At 65.7% G+C, this 20,531-nt stretch carries 17 protein-coding genes and 3 pseudogenes; 8 read left to right on the top strand and 12 right to left on the bottom strand.

Annotated features, from left to right (window positions below; genetic code table 11):
• Positions 1 to 872 precede the first annotated feature (872 nt).
• Positions 873 to 2,651 (top strand): ATP-binding cassette domain-containing protein, encoded by a 1,779-nt coding sequence (locus ACQP1G_RS29930; RefSeq protein ID WP_433192920.1) that lies wholly within the window; start codon positions 873 to 875, stop codon positions 2,649 to 2,651.
• A 116-nt stretch (positions 2,652 to 2,767) separates the two neighbouring features.
• Here the strand turns inward: ACQP1G_RS29930 and ACQP1G_RS29925 are convergent, their stop codons facing one another.
• Complete coding sequence (locus tag ACQP1G_RS29925) at positions 2,768 to 4,378, bottom strand: HD domain-containing phosphohydrolase (RefSeq protein ID WP_433192918.1); 1,611 nt, start codon at positions 4,376 to 4,378, stop codon at positions 2,768 to 2,770.
• A gap of 337 nt (positions 4,379 to 4,715) precedes the next feature.
• On the opposite strand from ACQP1G_RS29925, the pseudogene ACQP1G_RS29920 reads away from it, so the two are divergent.
• The 3 genes and pseudogenes from ACQP1G_RS29920 to ACQP1G_RS29910 all read left to right on the top strand — a co-directional run.
• Positions 4,716 to 4,946: pseudogene (locus ACQP1G_RS29920) on the top strand (selenium-binding protein SBP56-related protein); the annotation flags it as partial.
• Between the two features lie 104 nt (positions 4,947 to 5,050).
• Positions 5,051 to 5,353 (top strand): annotated as a pseudogene (locus ACQP1G_RS29915) (transposase); the annotation flags it as partial.
• An 83-nt stretch (positions 5,354 to 5,436) separates the two neighbouring features.
• Complete coding sequence (locus ACQP1G_RS29910; RefSeq protein ID WP_433192916.1) at positions 5,437 to 5,841, top strand: MerR family transcriptional regulator; 405 nt, start codon at positions 5,437 to 5,439, stop codon at positions 5,839 to 5,841.
• Here ACQP1G_RS29910 and ACQP1G_RS29905 read toward each other — a convergent pair.
• The gene (locus ACQP1G_RS29905; RefSeq protein ID WP_433192915.1) at positions 5,822 to 6,748 is read right to left on the bottom strand and encodes an NADP-dependent oxidoreductase; all 927 of its coding nucleotides are present in this window, start codon (positions 6,746 to 6,748) and stop codon (positions 5,822 to 5,824) included. The genes ACQP1G_RS29910 and ACQP1G_RS29905 overlap by 20 nt on opposite strands.
• A 189-nt stretch (positions 6,749 to 6,937) precedes the next feature.
• Positions 6,938 to 7,375, bottom strand: coding sequence for a MerR family transcriptional regulator (locus ACQP1G_RS29900; RefSeq protein WP_433192914.1), 438 nt, complete (start codon positions 7,373 to 7,375; stop codon positions 6,938 to 6,940).
• Positions 7,376 to 7,557: 182 nt separating this feature from the next.
• On the opposite strand from ACQP1G_RS29900, the gene ACQP1G_RS29895 reads away from it, so the two are divergent.
• On the top strand, positions 7,558 to 8,067 hold the full coding sequence (locus ACQP1G_RS29895; RefSeq protein ID WP_433192912.1) for a class I SAM-dependent methyltransferase: 510 nt from the start codon (positions 7,558 to 7,560) through the stop codon (positions 8,065 to 8,067).
• Between the two features lie 183 nt (positions 8,068 to 8,250).
• On the opposite strand, the gene ACQP1G_RS29890 is transcribed toward ACQP1G_RS29895, so the two are convergent.
• From ACQP1G_RS29890 to ACQP1G_RS29865, 6 genes are all read right to left on the bottom strand, one after another.
• Entirely contained in the window at positions 8,251 to 9,543 is a 1,293-nt protein-coding gene (locus ACQP1G_RS29890) for a dihydrolipoamide acetyltransferase family protein (RefSeq protein ID WP_433192910.1), read from the bottom strand.
• Positions 9,544 to 9,584: 41 nt separating this feature from the next.
• The gene (locus tag ACQP1G_RS29885) at positions 9,585 to 10,568 is read right to left on the bottom strand and encodes an alpha-ketoacid dehydrogenase subunit beta (protein WP_433192908.1); all 984 of its coding nucleotides are present in this window, start codon (positions 10,566 to 10,568) and stop codon (positions 9,585 to 9,587) included.
• Between the two features lie 18 nt (positions 10,569 to 10,586).
• Positions 10,587 to 11,684, bottom strand: a complete 1,098-nt coding sequence (gene pdhA / locus ACQP1G_RS29880; RefSeq protein WP_433192907.1) for a pyruvate dehydrogenase (acetyl-transferring) E1 component subunit alpha — start codon at positions 11,682 to 11,684, stop codon at positions 10,587 to 10,589.
• An 11-nt stretch (positions 11,685 to 11,695) separates the two neighbouring features.
• The gene (gene lpdA / locus ACQP1G_RS29875) at positions 11,696 to 13,144 is read right to left on the bottom strand and encodes a dihydrolipoyl dehydrogenase (RefSeq protein WP_433192906.1); all 1,449 of its coding nucleotides are present in this window, start codon (positions 13,142 to 13,144) and stop codon (positions 11,696 to 11,698) included.
• A 193-nt stretch (positions 13,145 to 13,337) separates the two neighbouring features.
• Complete coding sequence (locus ACQP1G_RS29870; protein ID WP_433192905.1) at positions 13,338 to 14,513, bottom strand: PucR family transcriptional regulator; 1,176 nt, start codon at positions 14,511 to 14,513, stop codon at positions 13,338 to 13,340.
• Between the two features lie 216 nt (positions 14,514 to 14,729).
• Positions 14,730 to 15,518 carry a GTP-binding protein gene (locus tag ACQP1G_RS29865; protein ID WP_433192904.1) on the bottom strand — a complete coding sequence of 263 codons (789 nt, stop codon included), beginning with the start codon at positions 15,516 to 15,518 and terminating at the stop codon, positions 14,730 to 14,732.
• Positions 15,519 to 15,674: 156 nt separating this feature from the next.
• Here ACQP1G_RS29865 and ACQP1G_RS29860 point away from each other — a divergent pair, with 156 nt between their 5' ends.
• Both ACQP1G_RS29860 and ACQP1G_RS29855 read left to right on the top strand, forming a co-directional pair.
• On the top strand, positions 15,675 to 16,106 hold the full coding sequence (locus ACQP1G_RS29860) for a Zn-ribbon domain-containing OB-fold protein (protein ID WP_433192903.1): 432 nt from the start codon (positions 15,675 to 15,677) through the stop codon (positions 16,104 to 16,106).
• On the top strand, positions 16,090 to 17,292 hold the full coding sequence (locus tag ACQP1G_RS29855; protein ID WP_433192902.1) for a lipid-transfer protein: 1,203 nt from the start codon (positions 16,090 to 16,092) through the stop codon (positions 17,290 to 17,292). The genes ACQP1G_RS29860 and ACQP1G_RS29855 overlap by 17 nt, the downstream gene beginning before the upstream one ends.
• Positions 17,293 to 17,511: 219 nt before the next feature.
• Here ACQP1G_RS29855 and ACQP1G_RS29850 read toward each other — a convergent pair whose 3' ends face one another.
• The 3 genes and pseudogenes from ACQP1G_RS29850 to ACQP1G_RS29840 all read right to left on the bottom strand — a co-directional run bounded on the left by ACQP1G_RS29850 (position 17,512) and on the right by ACQP1G_RS29840 (position 18,909).
• Entirely contained in the window at positions 17,512 to 17,691 is a 180-nt protein-coding gene (locus ACQP1G_RS29850) for an FAD-dependent oxidoreductase (RefSeq protein ID WP_433192900.1), read from the bottom strand.
• Positions 17,692 to 17,714: 23 nt separating this feature from the next.
• A pseudogene (locus ACQP1G_RS29845) lies at positions 17,715 to 17,993 on the bottom strand (aldehyde dehydrogenase (NADP(+))); the annotation flags it as partial.
• Between the two features lie 4 nt (positions 17,994 to 17,997).
• Positions 17,998 to 18,909 carry a dihydrodipicolinate synthase family protein gene (locus ACQP1G_RS29840; RefSeq protein ID WP_433192898.1) on the bottom strand — a complete coding sequence of 304 codons (912 nt, stop codon included), beginning with the start codon at positions 18,907 to 18,909 and terminating at the stop codon, positions 17,998 to 18,000.
• A 257-nt stretch (positions 18,910 to 19,166) separates the two neighbouring features.
• Here ACQP1G_RS29840 and abaF point away from each other — a divergent pair, with 257 nt between their 5' ends.
• Positions 19,167 to 20,519, top strand: coding sequence for a fosfomycin efflux MFS transporter AbaF (abaF, locus tag ACQP1G_RS29835; RefSeq protein WP_433192897.1), 1,353 nt, complete (start codon positions 19,167 to 19,169; stop codon positions 20,517 to 20,519).
• The last annotated feature ends 12 nt before the right edge of the window (positions 20,520 to 20,531 follow it).

The raw sequence follows: 20,531 nt of genomic DNA, 5'->3' as shown, positions 1-20,531 counted from the left end.
AGCGGCGGATTTCCGCCTGGCACAGTGTGACTGCCGTTGGAGTTCCACTGAGGATGTGCCGGCGACATGGTCGAGTCGATGATGATGGCCGGCACATTCGGCACCGACACCTGCATTCCGGCATACAGCACATTCATGGACGGGGCCGGGACTGTGAGGTCGCAGCCCACTGTGCCGTCCGCACCGATCGAGCAGTTCCAACTGCCCATAGCGAAATACGCTGTGTCACCGACCAGTAACGGGCCGGGTCCATCATCGGCGTGCGCGGTGCTCACCCCGACCAGACACGCGAGAGTACCGAGAATTCCCCCGCAAACCCTTGCAGCGGTGACGTTTCCGGCCCTTGACACGACATCTCCCTCGATACGCAGCGGGTATGAGATCTAGCCGACCATACAGAAAAACTATCACCAAACAGTGCAATGGCAAGGGGACCTGTCAAGGAGGCTTCCGCGGCAATCGCGGCGCCGCTCACGCTCATCGGTATGTGGTGCCTTGCGGTCCAGCCGGTTGCCCCGGTCGGACAAGCGATCAGGAGCAGCCAGCCGACCGCGCGCCCAGCGGCACAGAATGCGCGAGAGGGACTTGAACCGTCAGTTCGCACGGGCTTTGCACGCCGAGATTCGCACCGGGGTGCGGTGGTGGGGGTGTGGTGTCGGAGTTCGGATTACGTTGTGTTCGAGCGGGATTGGAGGCTTCCCGAGGATTCTGGTGTGGACTCGGTCCGTGGGTGCCCGGTGAGGGGCCGTCCGCCCCGCAGCTGTAGCTCGGACGAGGGCCCCGCTGCCCGGCGCGGCGACCGATTCCTGGTGGGCGCGATTTGAGGCAAACGCCTCATGCGACCACGGAGGCGGCGGACCGATGATCAGGGCATGACAAATCGAGTTCAGGAATCACAGAGATCACCGGTCATGACCGAATCGACATTCGAACCACCGATCGTCGAGCAGTTCGGTACACGCACTTCAGATCATGCACCTGCAGTGCCGGGCGGCGGGCGGGTCGATGCAGTCGACGTAAGCCGGCATATCGGGGTGCGGCAGATTCTCCAGGAGCTGTCGTTATCGGTCGAACCAGGCGAGTTGGTCGCCATTGCCGGCGGCAGTGGAGCAGGAAAGACTACATTGCTGGAGATCCTCGCGGGACTGCAACCACCGTCTGCCGGGGAGGTTCGACATGACGGCATCGTTCGCGGTGCCCGAGTCAGCGCCGATTCCCGTATCGGCTACGTGCCCCAGGAGGACATCATCCACGTCGAGATGTCCCTGCGCCGCACGCTGCGCTACGCGGCGCGGCTACGGCTGCCCGCAGGCACATCGGCGGCCGAGGCGGACCGGGTAGTCGAAGAGACCATGCACGACCTCGACCTGGCTGATCGGGCCGAGGTGCCGGTCCGTGCGCTCTCCGGCGGCCAGCGCAAGCGGGCCAGTATCGCCGTGGAGCTACTGACCCGGCCACACCTTTTCTTCCTCGACGAACCCACCTCCGGGCTCGATCCGTCGACCGCAGCCGATGTGATGCGCCTGCTGCGCCGACTCAGCCGGCGCGGGGTCACAGTCGTCCTCACGACGCATGAGCCGGCCGGTATCGACCGGTGTGACCGTGTGGTATTCCTGGCGCGCGACGGCCACCTGGCCTTCACCGGCAGCCCGACCGAGGCTCGGCGCTACTTCGGCGTGCAGGATCTCGAGGAGGTGTACGACCGGCTGGCCCGTGAGTACACCCCGCAGATCTGGGCGGAGCGATTCGCGGACAGTGGTGGGACGTCGAAAGCCCGGCCTGGCTCGGCTCTACTGCCCATCCCTGCCACCCGTTCAGACGTCCAGCGCACGGGCCCGGTCCGGCAATGGTGGCTTCTTACACGACGCAATGTCGATGTTCTCCTTCGCAACCGGCTGACCCTGGCGGTCCTGCTCGGCTCACCGGTGCTGGTCACCGCGATGATGGCGACGCTGTTCAAGCGCGGCGCGTTCGATCCGCGTAGCGGAGCCGACCTCGGCCCGGCCCAGATCGTGTTCTGGATCGCATTCGCAGGCTTCTTCTTCGGCCTTACCTACGGCCTGCTCCAGATCGTCGGCGAGATGGCCGTCTTCCGGCGGGAGCGCCTGGCCGGGCTGAGCGTGGGCGCCTACGTGGCATCCAAGGTGACAGCGCTGCTTCCGGTGCTGGCTGGGGTGAGCGCGGTGCTCCTCGGTGTGCTGCGGGCGCTCGGTCGGCTCCCCGCCGTTGGATGGGACGTGTCCGCCTTCCTGTTCGTGACGATTGTGATCGAGGCGACCTCGGCACTGGCCCTCGGATTGCTCGCCTCGGCCGCGGTCTCCAACGCCGCGCAGGCCGCCCTCGCCCTGCCGATGCTCTGCTTCCCTCAGGTTCTGTTCGGTGGCGCCATAGTCCCCGTTGACGAGATGGCCCTCCCGGGACGACTGATGAGTCTCGGCCTATCCAACCGCCACGCATTCGAAGCGCTCGGTCGCGACCTGGATCTCGACCGGTACACCGCCACGCTGCCCGCCATGTCCGCCTACGGCGACACCTTCCACGGCGGCACCGGCGCCAGTCTCATCGCGCTCGCCTCGTTTGCCGTTGGCCTCATGCTGGCCACGGTGTGGGTCTTGGACCGGCGGTCCCGGCCCGGCGCATCCCGGCGATGAAGGCCTCGCGCTGTCGGTCCCGCCAGATGTCTGAACAGATGTCGGCGGGACCCGGGCGTGCGGCACCAACGATGTTCCGTACTCCGAGTGCACAGCCTGACGTCCGGACCGGCCTGTCAGTACGAGTGCCGGGGGGCCGAAACGGCACCGGGATTGACCGGGAAGCCCGCCAGACCCCGATCGATCGCGGCGAGACTGGCCTGCGTGCGGTTGTTGACGCCGAGCTTGGCGTAGACACGTTCAACGTGGTTGCGTGCCGTTTTCTCGGCGATGAACAGTTCGGCGGCGATTTCTCGGTTCGACCGGCCCTGCGCGACGAGTCGCAGGATCTCCACCTCGCGGTCGGTCAGCCCGGCCGGCCATGGCGTCCGCCGCGATATCCGCGGACCGGCCACCGCAAGCACGGCCGCAGCCGACTCGGCGTCGAAGCGTCCGGCGCGCGCCTGCTTTCGTAACTGGTCGGCAGCGCCGCGAGGATCGAGCGGCGGCCGGTCGGGACGCGGCTCGAGCAGTCGCTGATAAGCCTCCGCCGTGGCAAGCAGCCGGTCCTGCGCGGTCAACTCCGCGCCGGCGATCCCCCGGGGAAAGCCGGACCCGTCGATCCGTTCCCGGTGCTTCATCGCGACGGGCACCACCGACTCCAAGCCGTTGACTCGGCTCAGTATCCGGCCGGTCAGATCCGGATACATCCGTACCCGTTCCCATTCAGCCGTAGTGAGCGGCCCCTTCTTCTCCCAGATCTGGTTGGACACTCCCATTTTGCCGAGGCCGTGCACTAGGCCGGCACGGTAGAGCTGCGTGATGTCCGACGGCGACATGCCCAGGTGTCGGGCTGCCCCGGCCACCAGATTCGCGACGCCACGTGAATGCCCCAGAGTGAACGGAGATTTGAGATCGACGAAATCAGCCATGGCCTCGAGCAACTCGTCGCTCTCCTCGGCCGTCAGGGTTCGGTCACGATCCGGTGCTTGGGCCAACGCAGTTGTCCAGACGTCGATTTCGAGCAACCCGTCCACGATCGCCGCCGCGTCACGATCGAACACCGCCGCCACGGCTGGGCTGAACTGACTGCCGCGCCGAGCACGGAGAACATCCTTCGCGTGCTCGAGCCCACCCGTCCGCAGGTGCACCTCTACGACGTCTGCGACGTGAGCGATGTGGATCTCGACCGGGATGTCCTCTCCGCGAGAACCGTTGGGCAACCCCCGGCCGTCCCAGCGCTCGAAGGCGTAGGCCAGCGCCTTTCCGACCTGCCCGTCCAAGCCCATCCGATCGGAGAGAATCCCGGCGGAACTGCAATGCGACTGGATCAGTGTGGCGACCTGGCTGCGAGCCGTGACCAGAAAGGCAGTGGCACGGATGCCGCGCTGCCAGCCTGGCAATCCGCGTCCAACATGACTCATCATCAGCCGCAGATACGGCAGGCCGGTCATGTCCACCGCGTAGGTGTCGGCCCGGAAGGCGATGTCGTCACCGAAGAGCGCCGAGAGTTCGTGGGAGTCGGCGTGACAACCGATCCACCCGACCAGATTGGCGTAGTACACGGTCGCTCGCTGTTGCAGGTCGAGCCCCATCCGCTCGGCGATCCGTGTCGCGATCAAGGACGACCGAAGCATGTGCTCCATCGGCTGACCCAGACCGAGGTCGATCGCAAGCGATATCGCGGCCAGCAGTTCGGCTCTGCTCAGACCCTTTCCCGAGCCGGGCAGCATCCCGTGCGGGTGCATCCTCCCATTGTCCACCCGGACAACGGCCATCTCGGCGCGAAAGACGAGACACCGGCCTCATGACCCCGGAATACGTCTGCGCCCCACCACACGCTCTGCCGCCGCACTGGTGGTAGCTGGTGGATCCATGTCGAAAGGCCGAGACTGGTTACTGTCTGCCCGCGCTATTACGGCACGCGATCGGCGGGTGGGGCCTTCCTCGGAACCGCCGGATCGGGCGAAGTGCGTGGGTTTCCGCCCATCGACATGAAGGAGGCTGGAAATGAATCACTCAGACATGGACCCGACCTTCTATCGGAGCGCAGCGGATGCGGCTGCCGCGCCAACGGAGCGGCTCCGTAACGGTCAGCGGGTCTACCTCACCAACTCGCTCTACAGCACGTGGGACGACCAGTTCTACCCGGAAGGGGTTGGCGCCTGGATGGCCGTGATGCACACCGATCCCGACGGCGGAATGACCATTGATGAGTCGTTCTTCCCGCACGACGAGGACTTTCGAGGTCTGCGGGTGCACCAGGTGCGCCTCCAGGGCGGCGACGCCTCCTCCGACTCCTACTGCTACCGGTAGTCGGGTCGAGCGGGGACCGCTGGATCTCGACCGCGTACGCCCGGCCGGCGAAGTGTCGGTACACCTTCGGAAGCTGATCGCCACACCACACGAACAGCCATGGGACCGAGCCGAGCCCGGTGGACCGCGGCAAGACCGGCTCGAAGATCCACGTGCTGTCCGAACGTGCGGGAATCCCTCTGTCCGTGGGGATTTCGGCGGCATCGCGTCCGCATCGCCCGCAAGAGAATCGAATCGTCCGAACGTCTCGGCCGCCACAGGTGGTCATAGAGCGAACGATTTCCTGGTTGACCGGCTACCACCGGCTCAACATCCGCTACGACCGCAAGGCCACACACTTCCTCGGCTTCTTCACTCTTGCTGCAGCATTGACCTGCTACAAGAAACTGACGAAATCAACGACATGAGCCATGGTCTAAGCTGGCGGAGTGCGATACCTGTCAGTGCGCGGGACGGGCGCTTCGTGACCACGACATCTCTTGCTTCGAGAATGCGGATTGGTGAACTGGCTCGGCGGACAGGGGTCAGCGCCCGCTCGCTGCGATACTACGAGCAGCAGGGTCTGCTGCACAGCTCTCGATCCGTCGGTGGACAGCGGCTCTACATGATGGCGGAGGTAGCGCGAGTCCGAGTCGTCCGGCAGTTGTTCAACGCGGGCCTGAGCAGCAAGGTGATCGCCCGGTTGCTGCCGTGCGTGGACAGCGACGATGTGGACGTCGCCGAGGATGCTTTCACCACGATGGTCGGGGAACGCAACCGGCTGACCGCCGACATCACCCGGCTCGTCGAGGCCAGAGACGCCCTCGACGAGCTGATCGAGGTGAACACCCGGCACCGGCTCAGCGTGCGCCAGGGTGACTCCGACCGGAACGCGGTCAGAGACTCATGTCGATGACGAGCTTGCCTGTGGCGCCGCGGGATTCGACGACTGCCAGTGCCTCCTGCGCCCGCGCGAGCGGGTAGGTCTGGGTGATGTGCGGATCGAGCCGCTGGGTGGCCATCAGCTCGGCAACACGTTCGAGGCTTGCTCTGTCGAGGCGGCGGTGGACCATCAACCCCCCGAGCTCGGTCACCGACGGGTCCCCGACGGCGACGAGCGTGTCCGGCTTCTTCGCCAGTGGCGCGATGTCGCGCAGGGACTCGCCGCCGACGTTGTCGACCACGGCATCGAACCCGTCCGGGGCGTGCGCGCGGAGCCGTTCCACAACGTCACCTGCGGTGTAGTCGACGAAGGTCGCACCGGTCGCCATAGCGAGATCCCGTTTGGCCGTGCTGCCCGTGCCGACCACGGCCAGGTCCCGGTCCTGCGCGAGCTGGGCCAGCGCAATGCCGACTCCACCGCCGATCCCGTTCACCAGCAGCGTGGCCCCGGCGGGCAGGGCGAGCTGGTCGAGCACGTCCAGCGCGGTGGTGCCGGCGACGGGGATGGTCGCCGCCCAGGTCCACGGCAGCGTGTCGGGGATACGCGCCGTGGACTCGCCGAGCAGCAGCGTCGTTCCCGCATACGTGCCCGCCCCGGTCAGCGCGAACCCGGTGACCCGGTCACCGACGGCCAAGCCGGTCACGTCGTCCCCCACCGCGAGCACCGTCCCTGCCGCCTCCATCCCCATGACCCGAGGAAAGGGCACGTGGCCATTCAAGTCGCGAATCTGCCCCGACCGCAGCAGGTGATCGAGCGGGTTCACTCCCGCGGCCGCGACGCGGATCAGGACCTCGGTGGGACCGGGCGACGGATCCGGCCGCTCGAAGAACTCCTGGACGTCGGCCGCACCGAAATTCCGGTATCCCAAGACTGTGCTCATCGTGGATTCCTCCTTCACGTCCTCGTCCGGCGGTCGGCTCGAGGACGATCCGAAGCTATTCGATGACATCGGTGTCAAGTTCAAGTCGGTGTGACCCGAACAACACCGCCCGCCGTCCGACACACACCGGACGAATCACAACCATGAGCTCACGTGCCAGCAGCAAGACCGCCTATTTCGATGGCGAGGTCAGTGCGAATGAACCTGCGAGTGAGCCTCTTCGAGAGAACATCCCGCCAGGAGCGCCTCGACCCCGCTGGTGAAGTTGGGGCACTCGACGATGTCCTTGTGCGGGCAGGCCAGACCATGGGCGATGGCGGTGCGTGCCGCCAGTGCCTGGGCAATCCGTTGGTCCAGCTCGGTGAGCTTGCGTTGATACAGCCGCCGCCAACCGTCGTCAGTCAGCGAGCGAGACGCGATGAACGCTTTGACCTCCCGCAACGTGAAACCGACATTCCGCAGCGCCAAGATCACACCGACCAGCCCGACCGCCGATGGCGGATAACGCCGTTGACCCGAGATCCGGGCCGGTGCCGGTAGCAGGCCGAGCTCCTCCCAGTAGCGCAGCGCAGAGGTGGCGACACCGGTGCGGCTCGCCAGCTCGCCGATCGTCAACTGCTCACTCATTTGACTTCAAGCATACTTGAAGCCGTTGACTGGCGATTATGCAGACAACAGCTACAGCTCTCGAGCAACGCGCGATCAGATATTTGGTGCGCCAGGCCCATCACCCTCGGGGCGTCGTCGGGTGGGCGAACGGCTGGATGTTCGCTCTTCGGCCCTCCAACCGTCGGCGCAACATCTGGGCGGTGTCGTTGCTGGAGGTGCAGCCCACCGACCGGGTACTCGAGATCGGCTTCGGTCCCGGCGTCGCCATCGCCGAGTTCGCCGGCCGCGCCACCCAGGGGCACATCTTCGGCATCGACCACTCCCAAGCCATGGTCCGACATGCCTCCCGCCGCAATGCCGCCGCCGTCCGTGTCGGCCGCGTGCATCTCACGCACGCCTCGGTGGAGCAGTTGCCGAGTTTCGGCGATCCGCTCGATGCCATCCTCGCCGTCAACTCCGTGGGGTTCTGGCCCGACCCGGTGGAGCGGCTTCGCGAGCTGCGCGGCCTGCTCCGTCCCGCAGGACGCATCGCGCTCGTCAGCCAGCCCCGCTGCCCCGGCGCTACCCGGGAGACCACAGTCCGAGCTGCCGAAGAGCTCCAGGACATGCTCACCCACGCCGGCTTCACCCAGCTCCGGGTCAAAACCCTCGACCTCGACCCGCCCGTTGCCTGTGTGCTCGCCATCAACCCGACCGACATGACCTCATGACCGCCGACAGCACACCGACCAGCCCTAGTAGTGCCGACTGCATGATAGAGAAGCTGGGGCCCGAATCATCCTCGACGGGCTACCACCCGCCCGCGCCAATCGCATCACTCTCGCCACCGCCCGAGTGAAGCTACTTTTCGTCTGGATCGAACGACGACTACGACGCGCGGGCCGGTGGTTGGACTACGTCACGATGCGCAGGGGATGTTCGAGGAGTTCCTTCAGCTGCGACAGGAACTGTGCCGCGACCGCGCCGTCGATGGCGCGGTGGTCGGCCGACAAGGTGACTCTGAGGACCTGTCGTGCGGTGACGTGATCTTCGTTGAGACGTAGTTCTTCCCTGGCGGCACCGACGGCGAGGATGGCGGATTCGGGTGGATTGATGACCGCGGTGAATTGTTCTATGCCGAACATGCCCAGGTTGGAGATGGTGAAGGTGCCGCCCGACATCTCGTCGGCGCGGAGCTTCCTATCGCGGGCGCGCACCGCCTTATCGCGACTGTCGGCTGCGATTTCGGAGACGCTCTTGCGGTCGGCGTCGCGGATGACCGGGACCAGCAGGCCAGCCGGGGTCGCGACGGCGATGCCGAGGTGAATACCGTTGTGGCGCAGGAGTTTGTCTCCGGCGAAACTCACGTTGACCGATGGGTCTCTGCGCAGCGTGGTAGCGACGGCCTTGACCAGCAGGTCGTTGATGCTGACCTTGCCCTCTCCCGCCGCTTCCAGGCTCTGGTTGATCTGTGTGCGGAATGCGAACAGATCGGTCACATCGATCGCGCTGGTGAGGTAAATGTGCGGGGCCTGCTGCTTGCTTTCCGTCAGACGTGTGGCCGAGACTCGCTGAATGCTGGTGAGCGGTACTTCCTCGTAGTCACCTGAAACCGGTCCTGCGGTAGCGGGAGTGGAGGTCACGGCCGCCGCGGAACCGGCCACCTCGGATGACGCGCCGAAGGTGTGGGGGGTTTCGGCGTTCCTGTGCGCCGCTTCGACGTCATGGCGAGTGATTCTGCCGCCGGGGCCAGTGCCGATGACTGCGGTGATGTCGACGCCGATCTCGCGGGCGATCTTACGGGCCAGCGGCGAGGACTTCTTCCGGTCGCCGGATTGCTGAACGCTCGTCGTTGTCGTGGATCCCGACTTGTTGGACGCTTCATTGGTTTCGCGGGGCGGTAGGGCTGTCGCCGGTGTTGTCGTTTCGACGGCAGTGGTTGTGGGCGCAGTAGTTGGCTGTGCGGCGGCCTGGGCTGCCGTACCGGTCCCGTCACCGACGATCGCGATCAACTCGCCGATCGGGATGCGGGCACCCGGTTCGGCGATGATCTGCTCGAGGATGCCGTCGTCGTAGGCCTCGAGTTCCATGAGCGCCTTGTCGGTCTCGATCTCGGCGAGCACCTCGCCGCGGGTGACCTTATCGCCGACCTGTTTGAGCCAGGCCGAGACGACGCCGTCCTCCATGGTGTCCGAGAGCCTGGGCATGATGATATCTGGCAATGTTCTGTCCTCTGGGTTCCCGGGTCTCAGCGCCGTCGGCCAACGGCCGCAAGGGTTTCCACGGCGGCGGTGTACAAGGAGTCGGCGGACGGCAGGGCGAGTGCTTCCAACGGTTTGGCGTAGGGGAGTGGCACCTCGGCCATGGCGACGCGGCGCACGGGAGCGTCGAGGTAGTCGAACGCGCCGTCGGAGATGGACGCGGCCACCTCGGCGCCGATGCCGTAGGTGAGCCAGTCGTCCTCGCCGATGACCGCACACCCGGTCTTCTCGACCGACTTGATCAGGGTGTCGCGATCCAGCGGACGCAGGCTGCGCAGGTCGATCACCTCTGCGGAAATGCCCTCGGCGGCCAGCTTTTCGGCGACCTGGGTGCATATCGTGGCCATGCGGGAATAGCCGATCAGCGTGATGTCGGTGCCCTCCCGGGTGACCGCGGCCTTACCGATCTGTGCGGCCGGAAGATCTTCGGGCACTTCGCCCTTGGTGTTGTACAGCGACAGATTCTCCAGGAACAGCACCGGGTCGTCATCCTCGATCGCCGCTTTGAGCAGCGCCCGAGCGTCGGCCGGGGTGCTCGGGGCGACCACTTTCAATCCGGGGACGAACGCGTAGTACAGCTCGATGTTCTGCGAATGCGTCGCGCCCAGCTGCTGACCGCCGCCGCCTGGGGTGCGGATGACCATGGGCACGCTGGTCTGCCCGCCGAACATGCCATAGATCTTGGCGGCATGATTGACGATCTGATCCAGCGCCAGCAGCGAGAAGTTGATGGTCATGATCTCCACCACCGGGCGTAGGCCGAGCATGGCCGCACCGATGGCCGCACCGACGAATCCCTCTTCGGCAATGGGGGTGTCGCGCACCCGCTTCTCACCGAATTCGGCCAGCAGGCCAGCGGTGATTTTGTAGGAGCCTTCGAAGACGCCGATCTCTTCCCCGATCAGGAAGACATCGTCGTCGCGCCGCATCTCCTGGCGGAGGGTTTCGCGCAGCGCTTCGCGATAGGTCATGACAGGCACAGTGAGTCCTCAGGCGGTGAAGAGCGGATCGGCGGGCAGGCGTCGGGAGTCACCGGGCACCGGGGTGGCGTAGTTGTAGTCGAACAGGCTCGACGGCTCCGGATGCGGGCTGGAGTCGGCGAATTCGACAGCGGCGGCGACAGTTTCGGCTACCTCGTGTTCGATGGCGGCGGCCGACTCTTCGGTCAGCACGCCCGCCTCGACCAATCTGGCATGCCACAGCACGATCGGATCGTGCTCACGGGCCGTCGCTACCGCGTCATTGCTGCGGTACTTCGCCGGGTCGACCACCGAATGGCCCTTGAGCCGGTAGCTGACCGCCTCCAGCAGAGCCGGTTTCCCTTCGCGCCGTGCGGCTTCGATGAGTTCGCTCGCCATATCCCGCACGGCCAGCACATCGGTGCCGTCCACCCGCTCGCCGCGCATGCGGTAGGCGGCGGCGCGCTTCCACAGATCCGGTTCGGCCGAGGACTTTTCGACGGTGGTGCCCATGCCGGTCTGGTTGTTGATCACCAGAAAAAGCACCGGCAGCCGCCACAGCGTCGCGATATTGAGCGACTCGTGAAACGCGCCGATATTGGTGGTGCCCTCACCCATCTGGCAGACCACTACGTCGTCTCCGCCACGGTAGTCGATGGCCAGTGCCGCGCCGATCGCGAGCGGAACCTGGCCGCCCACAATGGCGTAACCACCCAGCAGCCGGGTGGCGGTGTCGTACATGTGCATCGAACCGCCCCAGCCCTTGGAGGTGCCGGTGGAGCGGCCGTACAGCTCGGCCATGACCCGGCCGGGCTCGATGCCCTTGGCCAGGGCGTAGCCGTGCTCGCGGTAGTTGGTGAACAGATAATCGGTGGGACGCATGGCCGCGCCGAGGCCGACGACGGTGGCCTCCTCGCCGAGATTGAGGTGGCAGTAGCCGCCGATTTTGGCCTGCTGGTAGCTCTGAGCGGTGCGCTCCTCGAAGCGCCGCACGAACAGCATGTCGCGGTAGAAGCCGCGCAGTGTCCGGGGATCCTCGGTGGAGAAGCGGTTCTCGGCGGTTCGGTCGGGCTCGGTGGCCTTGGTCGACTTCCGGGTGGTCTTGCGCGGTGCGGTGGTTGTGGTCATGTTCGGACTCCTCAACGCTTGCGCGGCGCGATGTGTACCGGCAGTCCGAGCCCGGCCAAGGCCGTCTCCATGCCGATCTCGCCGAGGGTGGGGTGGGCGTGGATGGTGTCGGCGAGCTCGTCGAGCGTCGCCTCCAGCGAAATCGCCAGTGCGCCTTCGGCGATCAGGTCGCTGGCCGAAGGGCCGATGATGTGCACGCCGAGCACTTCCTGATGCCGTTGCCCGGCAACGATCTTCACGAAGCCCTCGCTATCGCCGTAGGTCTTGGCCCGGCCCAGCGCGGCGAACGGGAACTTGGCGGTGATCACCTCGTGCCCGGTGGCACGGGCGGCATCCTCGGTGAGGCCGACGCTCGCGATCTCCGGATGGGTGAAGGTCGCGGCCGGAATCACCGTGTAGTCGATATGCGCGTCGTGCCCGGCGATCACATCGGCGGCGACCAGGCCCTGATGTGAGGCGACGTGGGCGAGCAGCGCCCGGCCGGTGACATCACCGATGGCGTACACATGCTCCACGTCGGTGCGCAACTGATCATCGACAGTAATGAAACCTCGTGCGTCCGTGGTGATCCCGGCGGTCTCCAGCCCGAGGTCGGCGGTATTGGGCCGACGGCCCACCCCGACCAGCACGACGTCGGCATCCAGATCGCACGCCTGCGGCCCGCCGACCGTGACACGCAGCCGATCACCCGCCGCGATGGAAGTGACCGTCGCACCGGTCAGCACCGCGATACCGTGGTTGCGGAAGGAGCGACCCAGCGCCGCACCGATCTCCTTGTCCTCCAACGGAACCAGGCGATCCTGCATCTCGACGACAGTGACCTCACTGCCGAATGCGGCGAACAGGCTGGCCCATTCGGCCCCGACCGCGCTGCCGCCGATGACGACCAGCCGCCCGGGTACCTCGCTCAGCCCGAACGCGCCGTCGGAGGTGACCACGCCGGGCAACTCCGCACCCGGAATCGGCAGCCGCGCAGGCACCGAACCGGTCGCGATGATGACCTCCCCGGCGCTGACCTGCCGGACCGCCGCGGCTGGTGCGGCTGCGTACCGCGGGCCGCCGGGGAAGATCGGCGACGGGCCGACCTCGTGCACCTCGACGGTGTTGGGTCCGGTGAACCGCGCATGCCCTTCGATCACAGTCACGCCGTTGGCCTTCAGTAGGCCTGCGACACCATCGGTGAGTTCCTTGACGATGCCGTCCTTACGCTGCCGCACCGCGGCGAAGTCGAAGCGCACATTGTCGGCGTACACACCGAAATCAGCTGCGGCGGTGACGGTCTGGAAGACCTCCGCCGAACGCAGCATCGCCTTGGTCGGGATACAACCCCAGTTCAGGCACACCCCACCCGGGCGCTCCTTCTCCACCAAACCGACCCGCAGGCCGCGCTGTGCCGCACGGATGGCGGCCACATAGCCGCCAGGACCGCCCCCGATAACCAACAGATCGAAATCCGGCACTCGTGGTGCTCCTCAACTCGACGAATTCGACCCGGCTCTGTTTCAGCGTGGGTCGTCACAATCGAGTCTCGGCGTACTGGATTTCACAAACAATCATCTCGAAGCCCAGAGATCCGGCTGCGAGAATGTGCGCTCAGCCCAACGGGCCCTAAAGATGAGCTCATCTACCCAATGGTGAGGTCATCTGATGGGCTCAATCGCGTGGTTTTCGCAGCCTGAGCGCAGCCAGTGCCAAGGACAGCTCCACGTAAGAACGCTGTCCTTCCAGGGAGCGATCGAGCAGGGTCGAGATGCGCTGGAGCCGATTGATCACAGTGTTGCGGTGACAGTTCAGCAGTGGTGCCGCATTGGCAGCCGACCGGTTCTGGGCGAGCCAGATCGTGAGAGTCTGCAGCAGTATGTCGCGTTCGTTGGCGTGCAGATCCAGTACCGGGCCGAGTGTGTCACTCACGAGCATCTCGGTCAGGTCGGGTGAGCGCACCAGTAGTGCCTCCGGGTAACGCTCGTCCAGCGACACCAATCCTTGGGTATCGGTAGGTAGCGTTTCGAGTGCGACGAGCGCCAGCGCATGGGCGGTATCGACCTGTGCCAGTCCTTGCACCGGGGGTGACGCGGCGGCCGGCCCGCAAACCTGTTGCCGAAGATGTTGCAGGACAGTGGTGATGCGCTGTTTTCCGATAGATACCAGCCCGACGGTCGTGTTGACCCGGTCGTGCCATACGGATCGAATCCCCAAGGCCGCCAACGCTGTATCGGTACCGATACGCAGTGTTGGCGTGTTGCCGTGTGCGGTGACGACGACGTAGGTGCCCTCAACCGGGAGATTCAACTCACGTGCGGCGCGGGCGGCGAAGTTGGTGTCGTGTGCCCGGCCCGTCAGCAGATCCTCGATCAAGGCATGGCGGTGGCGTTCGTCGCGACGGACCTGTTCGAGTTCTGTTCTGCGATAAGAGGTGACCAGCGATGATGACAGTCCGTCGATCACGGCCCACAGCGCTGGTCCGACTTCGCGGAACTCTGCAGGGCCGATGTCGTCGGCGTTGCTCAGCAAGGCGTCCCACAGAATCCGACCACCGAGCCGGAATGTCCGAAGCATCACCTCCAGTGGCACGCCCTGCTGTGCGCGCTGGATGCCGATACTCGCGGCGACGTCGTCGCTTTCCGGCAGAGCGCTGTTGCTGCCGAGCAGATCCAGGACCCGGGTCAGGTAGCGCCGACAGCCTTCCTGCAAGTCGGCGCGCGTCACCGGGGAATAGTCCGTCCATTCCGGGTTATCGGTGAAAATCGCGACCATCAACCGGCTGGTGAGTGCTGGGATTTCAGCTCGGCATGCCGCCAGCAAATTCTGGGTGTTCGTGGAGGAAGTCATACGTTTCGATGGATCCAACCTGAGCGGACTTGGCTGACGTCGTCGCCATCTTCTCCTGCTCAGGCTAGCTGACGCCCGGCTCGACATTCAGTCGCGTCCTGGATACCGGAACGCGATGGACGTGCCGCCGAGGGGGAGGCTCTGCATCGCCCCGGCATATCGGGAGACCCGGCAGGGTCCACTATCGTATTTCTCCCACGCCTTTGGCGGCGTCCGTCAATAGTCGAGGGCGTGTTCCGGTTGACAGACCTGCATGGGAGACGGCAGATACCGGACTATGGCGTCCAGGAGCGGGGCTATGTCACTCCATGGCGTCACATCGCACAGGATGGGCGCAGCGTCGCCGATTCGCGTGAGGCAGCGGACGCGGTCGTGCAACTGTTCGGGTGGGATCTCTCGCAGACCGAGGATGTCGTCCGAATCTGCGGCAACCTGTTCCATCACCGTGGCCACGAGCTTGCGGTACCACTCCTCGGCGACTTTCCAATGGCTCCCGTAGAACTCGACGGCCATCGGTTCGAGTGCCCACATCGGTACCAGATCGATGACACCTTCGAACTCGGTGCCGATGCCGTGAGGAATCTGCAGCGTCAACGGCACGGCCCCGTGCGTGTCGGCGATCGTGCGGACGCAGCGGTCGAAGTCGGCGGCGGGATGATCGAGTCCGGTCACCAGGCACAGCCGTGCGACCTGGTGGTCGTCGGCAACCCGCAGTATCGTCTCGAGTCGCGGGGCGCTCTGCACGGCAGCGTTCACGACCGCGATTACCCCATCGGCTACTCGGATGGACCGCTCCAGGGCTGCGATGGGCGCGTGGCTCGATAGTTCGGCGATACGAATCGTGTGATCGACGTGGCCCGTCACCCAATGGACCGTGGCCGCCGTGCCGGACCCGGTCTCGGCGAAACGGCGGAACAGGCCGTGGACAACTCGTGTCGTGTCATCGGGGTCCCCGATGATCGTGACGTTGCGGATCGACTGCGGTTCAATGGCTTTGGTGCCCATCGTGTTGTGGTACTCCAGATCGACTCGAGGAAGTCATCGCATCCTCAATCCGCACTCACCGTACCTGCGCCCGCGCACCGGTGGAGCGGATTTCCGCCCCAAAGTAGAACGTGTTCCTATACCGTCGGGCTTGTGCAGAAAGAACAACGCCCCGCCGTGGCTGGCTGGTTCACTGCGGACGACGGCACGGTGCGTCTGAAGGGAAGCAGCTGTACTGTCTGCGGCACGCCGTATTTCCCGCGGAACACGCTGGCCTGTCGGAACCCGCAGTGCACAGGTCCGAAAGACGGCTCCGAGCTGGTCGAGTACCTGTTTTCCACCCGTGGCCGGATCTGGTCGTATGCGGACGCCCGGTACAAGCCGCCCCCGCCCTATGTCTCGCCCGATCCGTTCGAGCCGTATGTCGTTGCGGCGGTGGAGCTCGAGGTCGAGCAGATGGTGATCCTCGGGCAGGTGGTGCGCGGCCTCACGGTGGATGACCTGGCCGTCGGCATGCCGGTCGAGCTGACCCTCGGCGTGCTGTACGAAGACGAGGAAGCGGAGCACACGGTGTGGATGTGGAGGCCGGTCGATGACCGACACGAATAATCGCGATGTCGCCGTCCTCGGTGCGGGCATGCACCAGTGGGGCAAGTGGGGGCGCAATTTCGTCGAATACGGGCTGGTCGCGGCGCGCGCGGCGCTGGCCGATGCCGGGGTGGACCACCGCGACGTCGGCTATATCGCCGGCGCGGACACGATCCGCAACGGATACCCCGGTTTCGTCTCGGGCGCGACGTTCGCCCAGGCGCTGGGCTGGTCGGGTGCGCAGATCTCGAGCAGCTACGCCGCCTGCGCCTCCGGTGCCCAGGCCATCGCCAACGCACGTGCCCAGATTCTGGCCGGATTGTGTGACGTGGCGCTGGTGGTCGGCGCGGACACCACCCCGAAGGGCTTCTTCCAACCGGTCGGCGGTGAGCGCCGCGACGATCCGGATTGGTTGCGTTTCCACCTGCTCGGCGCTACGAACCCCATCTATTTCGCGCTGTATGCCCGCCGGCGGATGGCGCTGCACGGTGCCACGCTCGACGATTTCGCCGCGGTCAAGGTGAAGAATGCCAGGCACGGCCTGAACAACCCGTATGCCCGCTATCGCAAGGAGGTTTCGGTCGAGGAGGTCGCCGCCTCGGCGATCGTCTCGGACCCGCTGCGCCTGCTGGACATCTGCGCGACCAGTGACGGCGGTGCCGCACTGGTGCTGACATCGGTGGAGTACGCCCGCCGCCACGGCATCACCGACCCGGTCCGCATCCGGGCCCTGTCGACGGTCACGCCGACTTTCCCGAAAACCGTCCTCGACCTGCCGGATTTCGCGACGGACTCCGCCATGGCCGTCGAGGCTCCGCCGCGCGCGTTCCGTTCCGCCGTTGCGTACGCCGCGTACGAAGAGGCCGGGCTCGGGCCGGCCGACCTGTCCTTCGCGGAAGTCTATGACCTCTCCACCGCGCTGGAGTTGGACTGGTACGAGGATATCGGGCTTTGCGAGACAGGCGGCGCGGAAGAACTATTGCGCAGCGGCGCAACGACATTGGGCGGACGTGTGCCGGTGAACCCCAGTGGTGGTCTGGCCTGTTTCGGTGAGGCGATACCCGCACAGGCAATCGCCCAGGTCTGCGAGCTCACGTGGCAGTTGCGCGGCCGGGCCGAGGGCCGCCAAGTGGACAACGCCCGCGCAGGTATTGCGGTGAATCAAGGCCTCTTCGGTCATGGCTCGGCAATCATCGCCACCTGCTGACCCCGCGGGCCACCCAGGTCGACTCTCCGAAAGCCCGGGCGGTTTCGAAGCGGCTGAAACGTCCGCTGGGCGGGAATGTGCGAACGTCCTCGATTCGCCCGTATCCGTCGGTTTCGTCGCTACCGGCTGAGCGACCTGATTGCTTGGGAAGCAGCGCAGCTCGGGCAAGGTCGTGGACAACGCCCGCCAGCGCAGTGGTGCGCGGTGCCGCAGCGGGCGTTATGTTGCCCTCGCCGTGTGCGGTGCGGTTCCGGAGGCCAACTCGCTCGCCTCACAGACCCGCACCGAAGCACCGTCGAGGGTGAGCCGGTCGGCGAGCGCACATCCGATCATGCCGCTGCCGATGATCAGCACGTCGGTTCCTACCGGGGACGCCGCACCGGACGAGTCGAGAGTCATTGCGCGCGTGCCCTGTTCACCGATCACGGCACGCCGAGCGGGTTGTCGGTGCGCAACTGCGGCGGCAGCAGCTCCTCGGGCACCGACTGGAACGCCACCGGACGCAGGAAGCGCATGATGGCCGCGGTCCCCACCGACGTCGTCGCCGGTGCGGTGGTGGCCGGATAGGGTCCGCCGTGTTGTTGCGCGTTGGTCACCGAAAGCCCGGTGGGCCATGAGTTCCAGAGCACCCGACCGGCTGCCCCCGCTGCGGCGGCAAGCAGTGCGCGGGTGGTGTCATCGGCGTGATCGCCGAAGACGGTGGGATTACCGGTGGCCCTTGGCGAGCACATCGCGGGTATCGGCGGTGATCTTCGCGACCAACTCGGGCGCCAGCGGGACCCGTGGCGGGCGGCATGCACCGCCACGACGTCCGGCCAGATCCATCGACAGCTTGATCGCGTGCACGAATTCGGTCTTCGAATCCCAGCGCAGCAACTTGTGCAACTCGCGATACAGCGGCAGCGCCTTGTCCAAGTCCCGGTTCACCGACGCGTTGTACAGCTCCATCGTCGCCTGCGGAATCGCATTCGGATAACCGGCCACCCAGCCGACCGCGCCGGCGATACCGAGCTCGAGCACCACATCGTCGGAGCCGATGAGCACATCAAGTTCGGGGGCGAGTTCCTTGATTTCGTAGAAACGGCGCACATCGCCGGTGAACTCCTTGACACCGACGATGAGGCCCTCGGCATGCAGGTCGGCCAGGATGTCCGGGGTCAGGTCGATGCGGGTATCGATCGGGTTGTTGTACGCCACGATCGGCAGCCCCACCTGCGCCACGGTGCGATAGTGATCAAGAATCGAATCCCGACCGCCGCGATAGGTGTTGGGCGGCAACAGCATTACCGCATGCGCCCCGGCCTCGGCGGCCTGCTCGGCCCACCTGCGCGCCTGCAGCGCCCCGTAGGCCGCGATGCCGGGCATCACCGTGAATCCCGCAGGGGCGGCGGCGATGGCCGTGGTCACGACCTTGGCCCGCTCCTCGTCACCGAGGGTCTGATATTCGCCGAGCGAGCCGTTCGGGCTCACGCCGTGGCAACCGTTGGCCGCCAGCCACGCCACATGTTCGGCATAGGCGTCGTAGTCGACCGAGAGGTCCTCGGTGAACGGCAAGGTCGTCGCAACCAACACCCCGTGCCAGGGCTTGTCTACTGCCGACGTAGTCGTTTCGGGCATGAGAGCCTCCATCTGCTCGAGTCCGGGTAGCGCCCGGCCGCCCCTGCCACTCAGTGCCGTGTGACATTGCACTGAAGCTAGCGGATGTGGCGGCGCCCACGCAACCACTTGCGTGAGCGCCATCACTTCCCTATAGTGCAATGTCACACGGCACAGTGTGCGGGTTTTTCGCCTTCCGTATCCACAACTCGGAGGCGCCGACACGGCGTGCTCGGTTCACCCGACACGCCATTCGATCTCCGACGAAGGTGAACACCATGACCGCTGTCGACGACATCGCGACGACGCAACACCTTGCCAAGCCCCCGGCCGGGCTGCGCCGCGTCGTGGCTGCGGCCATGGCAGGCGCGGTCGCCGAGTGGTACGAGTTCTTCCTGTACGGCACCGCTTCGGCACTCGTATTCGGCGAGGTCTTCTTCCGGTCCAGCGGCAACGCCGTCGACGGGATCATCGCCGCATTCGCGCTGTACGCGGTCGGATTTCTCGCTCGTCCCTTCGGTGGACTGCTCTTCGGGCACTTCGGCGACCGCATCGGACGTAAGGCGTTGCTGCAGCTCAGCCTGGTCGTCGTCGGCATCACCACTTTCCTCATGGGTTGTCTGCCGACCTTCGATGCCATCGGATACTTGGCGCCGATCCTGCTGGTGACGTTGCGCTTGATCCAAGGTTTCGCCTTCGGTGGCGAATGGGGCGGGGCGGTGCTACTGGTCAGTGAGCACAGTCCGGATCATCGCCGCGGATTCTGGGCCAGTTGGCCGCAGGCGGGCGTGCCGCTCGGGAATGTGCTCGCGACCGTCGTGCTGCTGGTGCTGTCGGCGAATCTGTCCGACGAGCAGTTCCTGTCGTGGGGTTGGCGCATCGGCTTCTGGCTGTCGGCCGTCGTTGTGATCGTCGGCTATTGGGTGCGGTCCAGCGTCGATGACGCGCCGATCTTCGTCGAGGCGCAGGCGGAGATCGAGGCGGATCAGCGTCGCTCGCTCGGCATCGTCGAGGTGCTGCGCTTCCATCGACGCGAAGTGCTGATCGGCATCGGAGCCCGGTTCGCCGAGAACATCCTCTACTACATCGTGGTGACCTTCTCGATCACCTATCTCAAGCTCGTCGTGAAAGTGGACACCGCGCCGATCCTGGCGTTGATGCTGGCAGCGCACCTACTGCACTTCTTTCTGATCCCGGCCGCCGGACTGCTGTCGGATCTGATCGGCCGCAGGCCGGTCTATCTCACCGGCGCCGTACTCACGGCCGGATGGGGATTCGTCGCCTTCCCGATGATGGACACTGGCAACTACGCGGTGATCATCGCCGCGATCACGCTGGGGCTGGCCATCGAATCACTCACCTACGCACCGTATTCCGCGCTCATGACCGAGATGTTTCCGACCCGCATCCGGTATACGGCGCTGTCGTTCTGCTATCAGGTCGCACCGATTCTGGCAGGCTCACTGGCGCCGCTGATCGCCATCAGCTTGCTCAACCGATTCCACAGCTCGGTCCCGATCTCCCTGTATCTGGTTGCGGCGGCAACGATCTCGGTCATTGCGGTGGGCTTTGCGAAGGAGACCTCTGGCAAGTCGCTGCGGGCGGTCGACGCGGAGGCGGCCGAGCGGTGAGGTGCTCTATGC

Origin of the sequence: Nocardia sp. CA-107356 (assembly GCF_050946365.1) — a bacterium.
GTDB lineage: Bacteria > Actinomycetota > Actinomycetes > Mycobacteriales > Mycobacteriaceae > Nocardia.
This window is presented reverse-complemented; position numbering and strand designations above follow the sequence as displayed.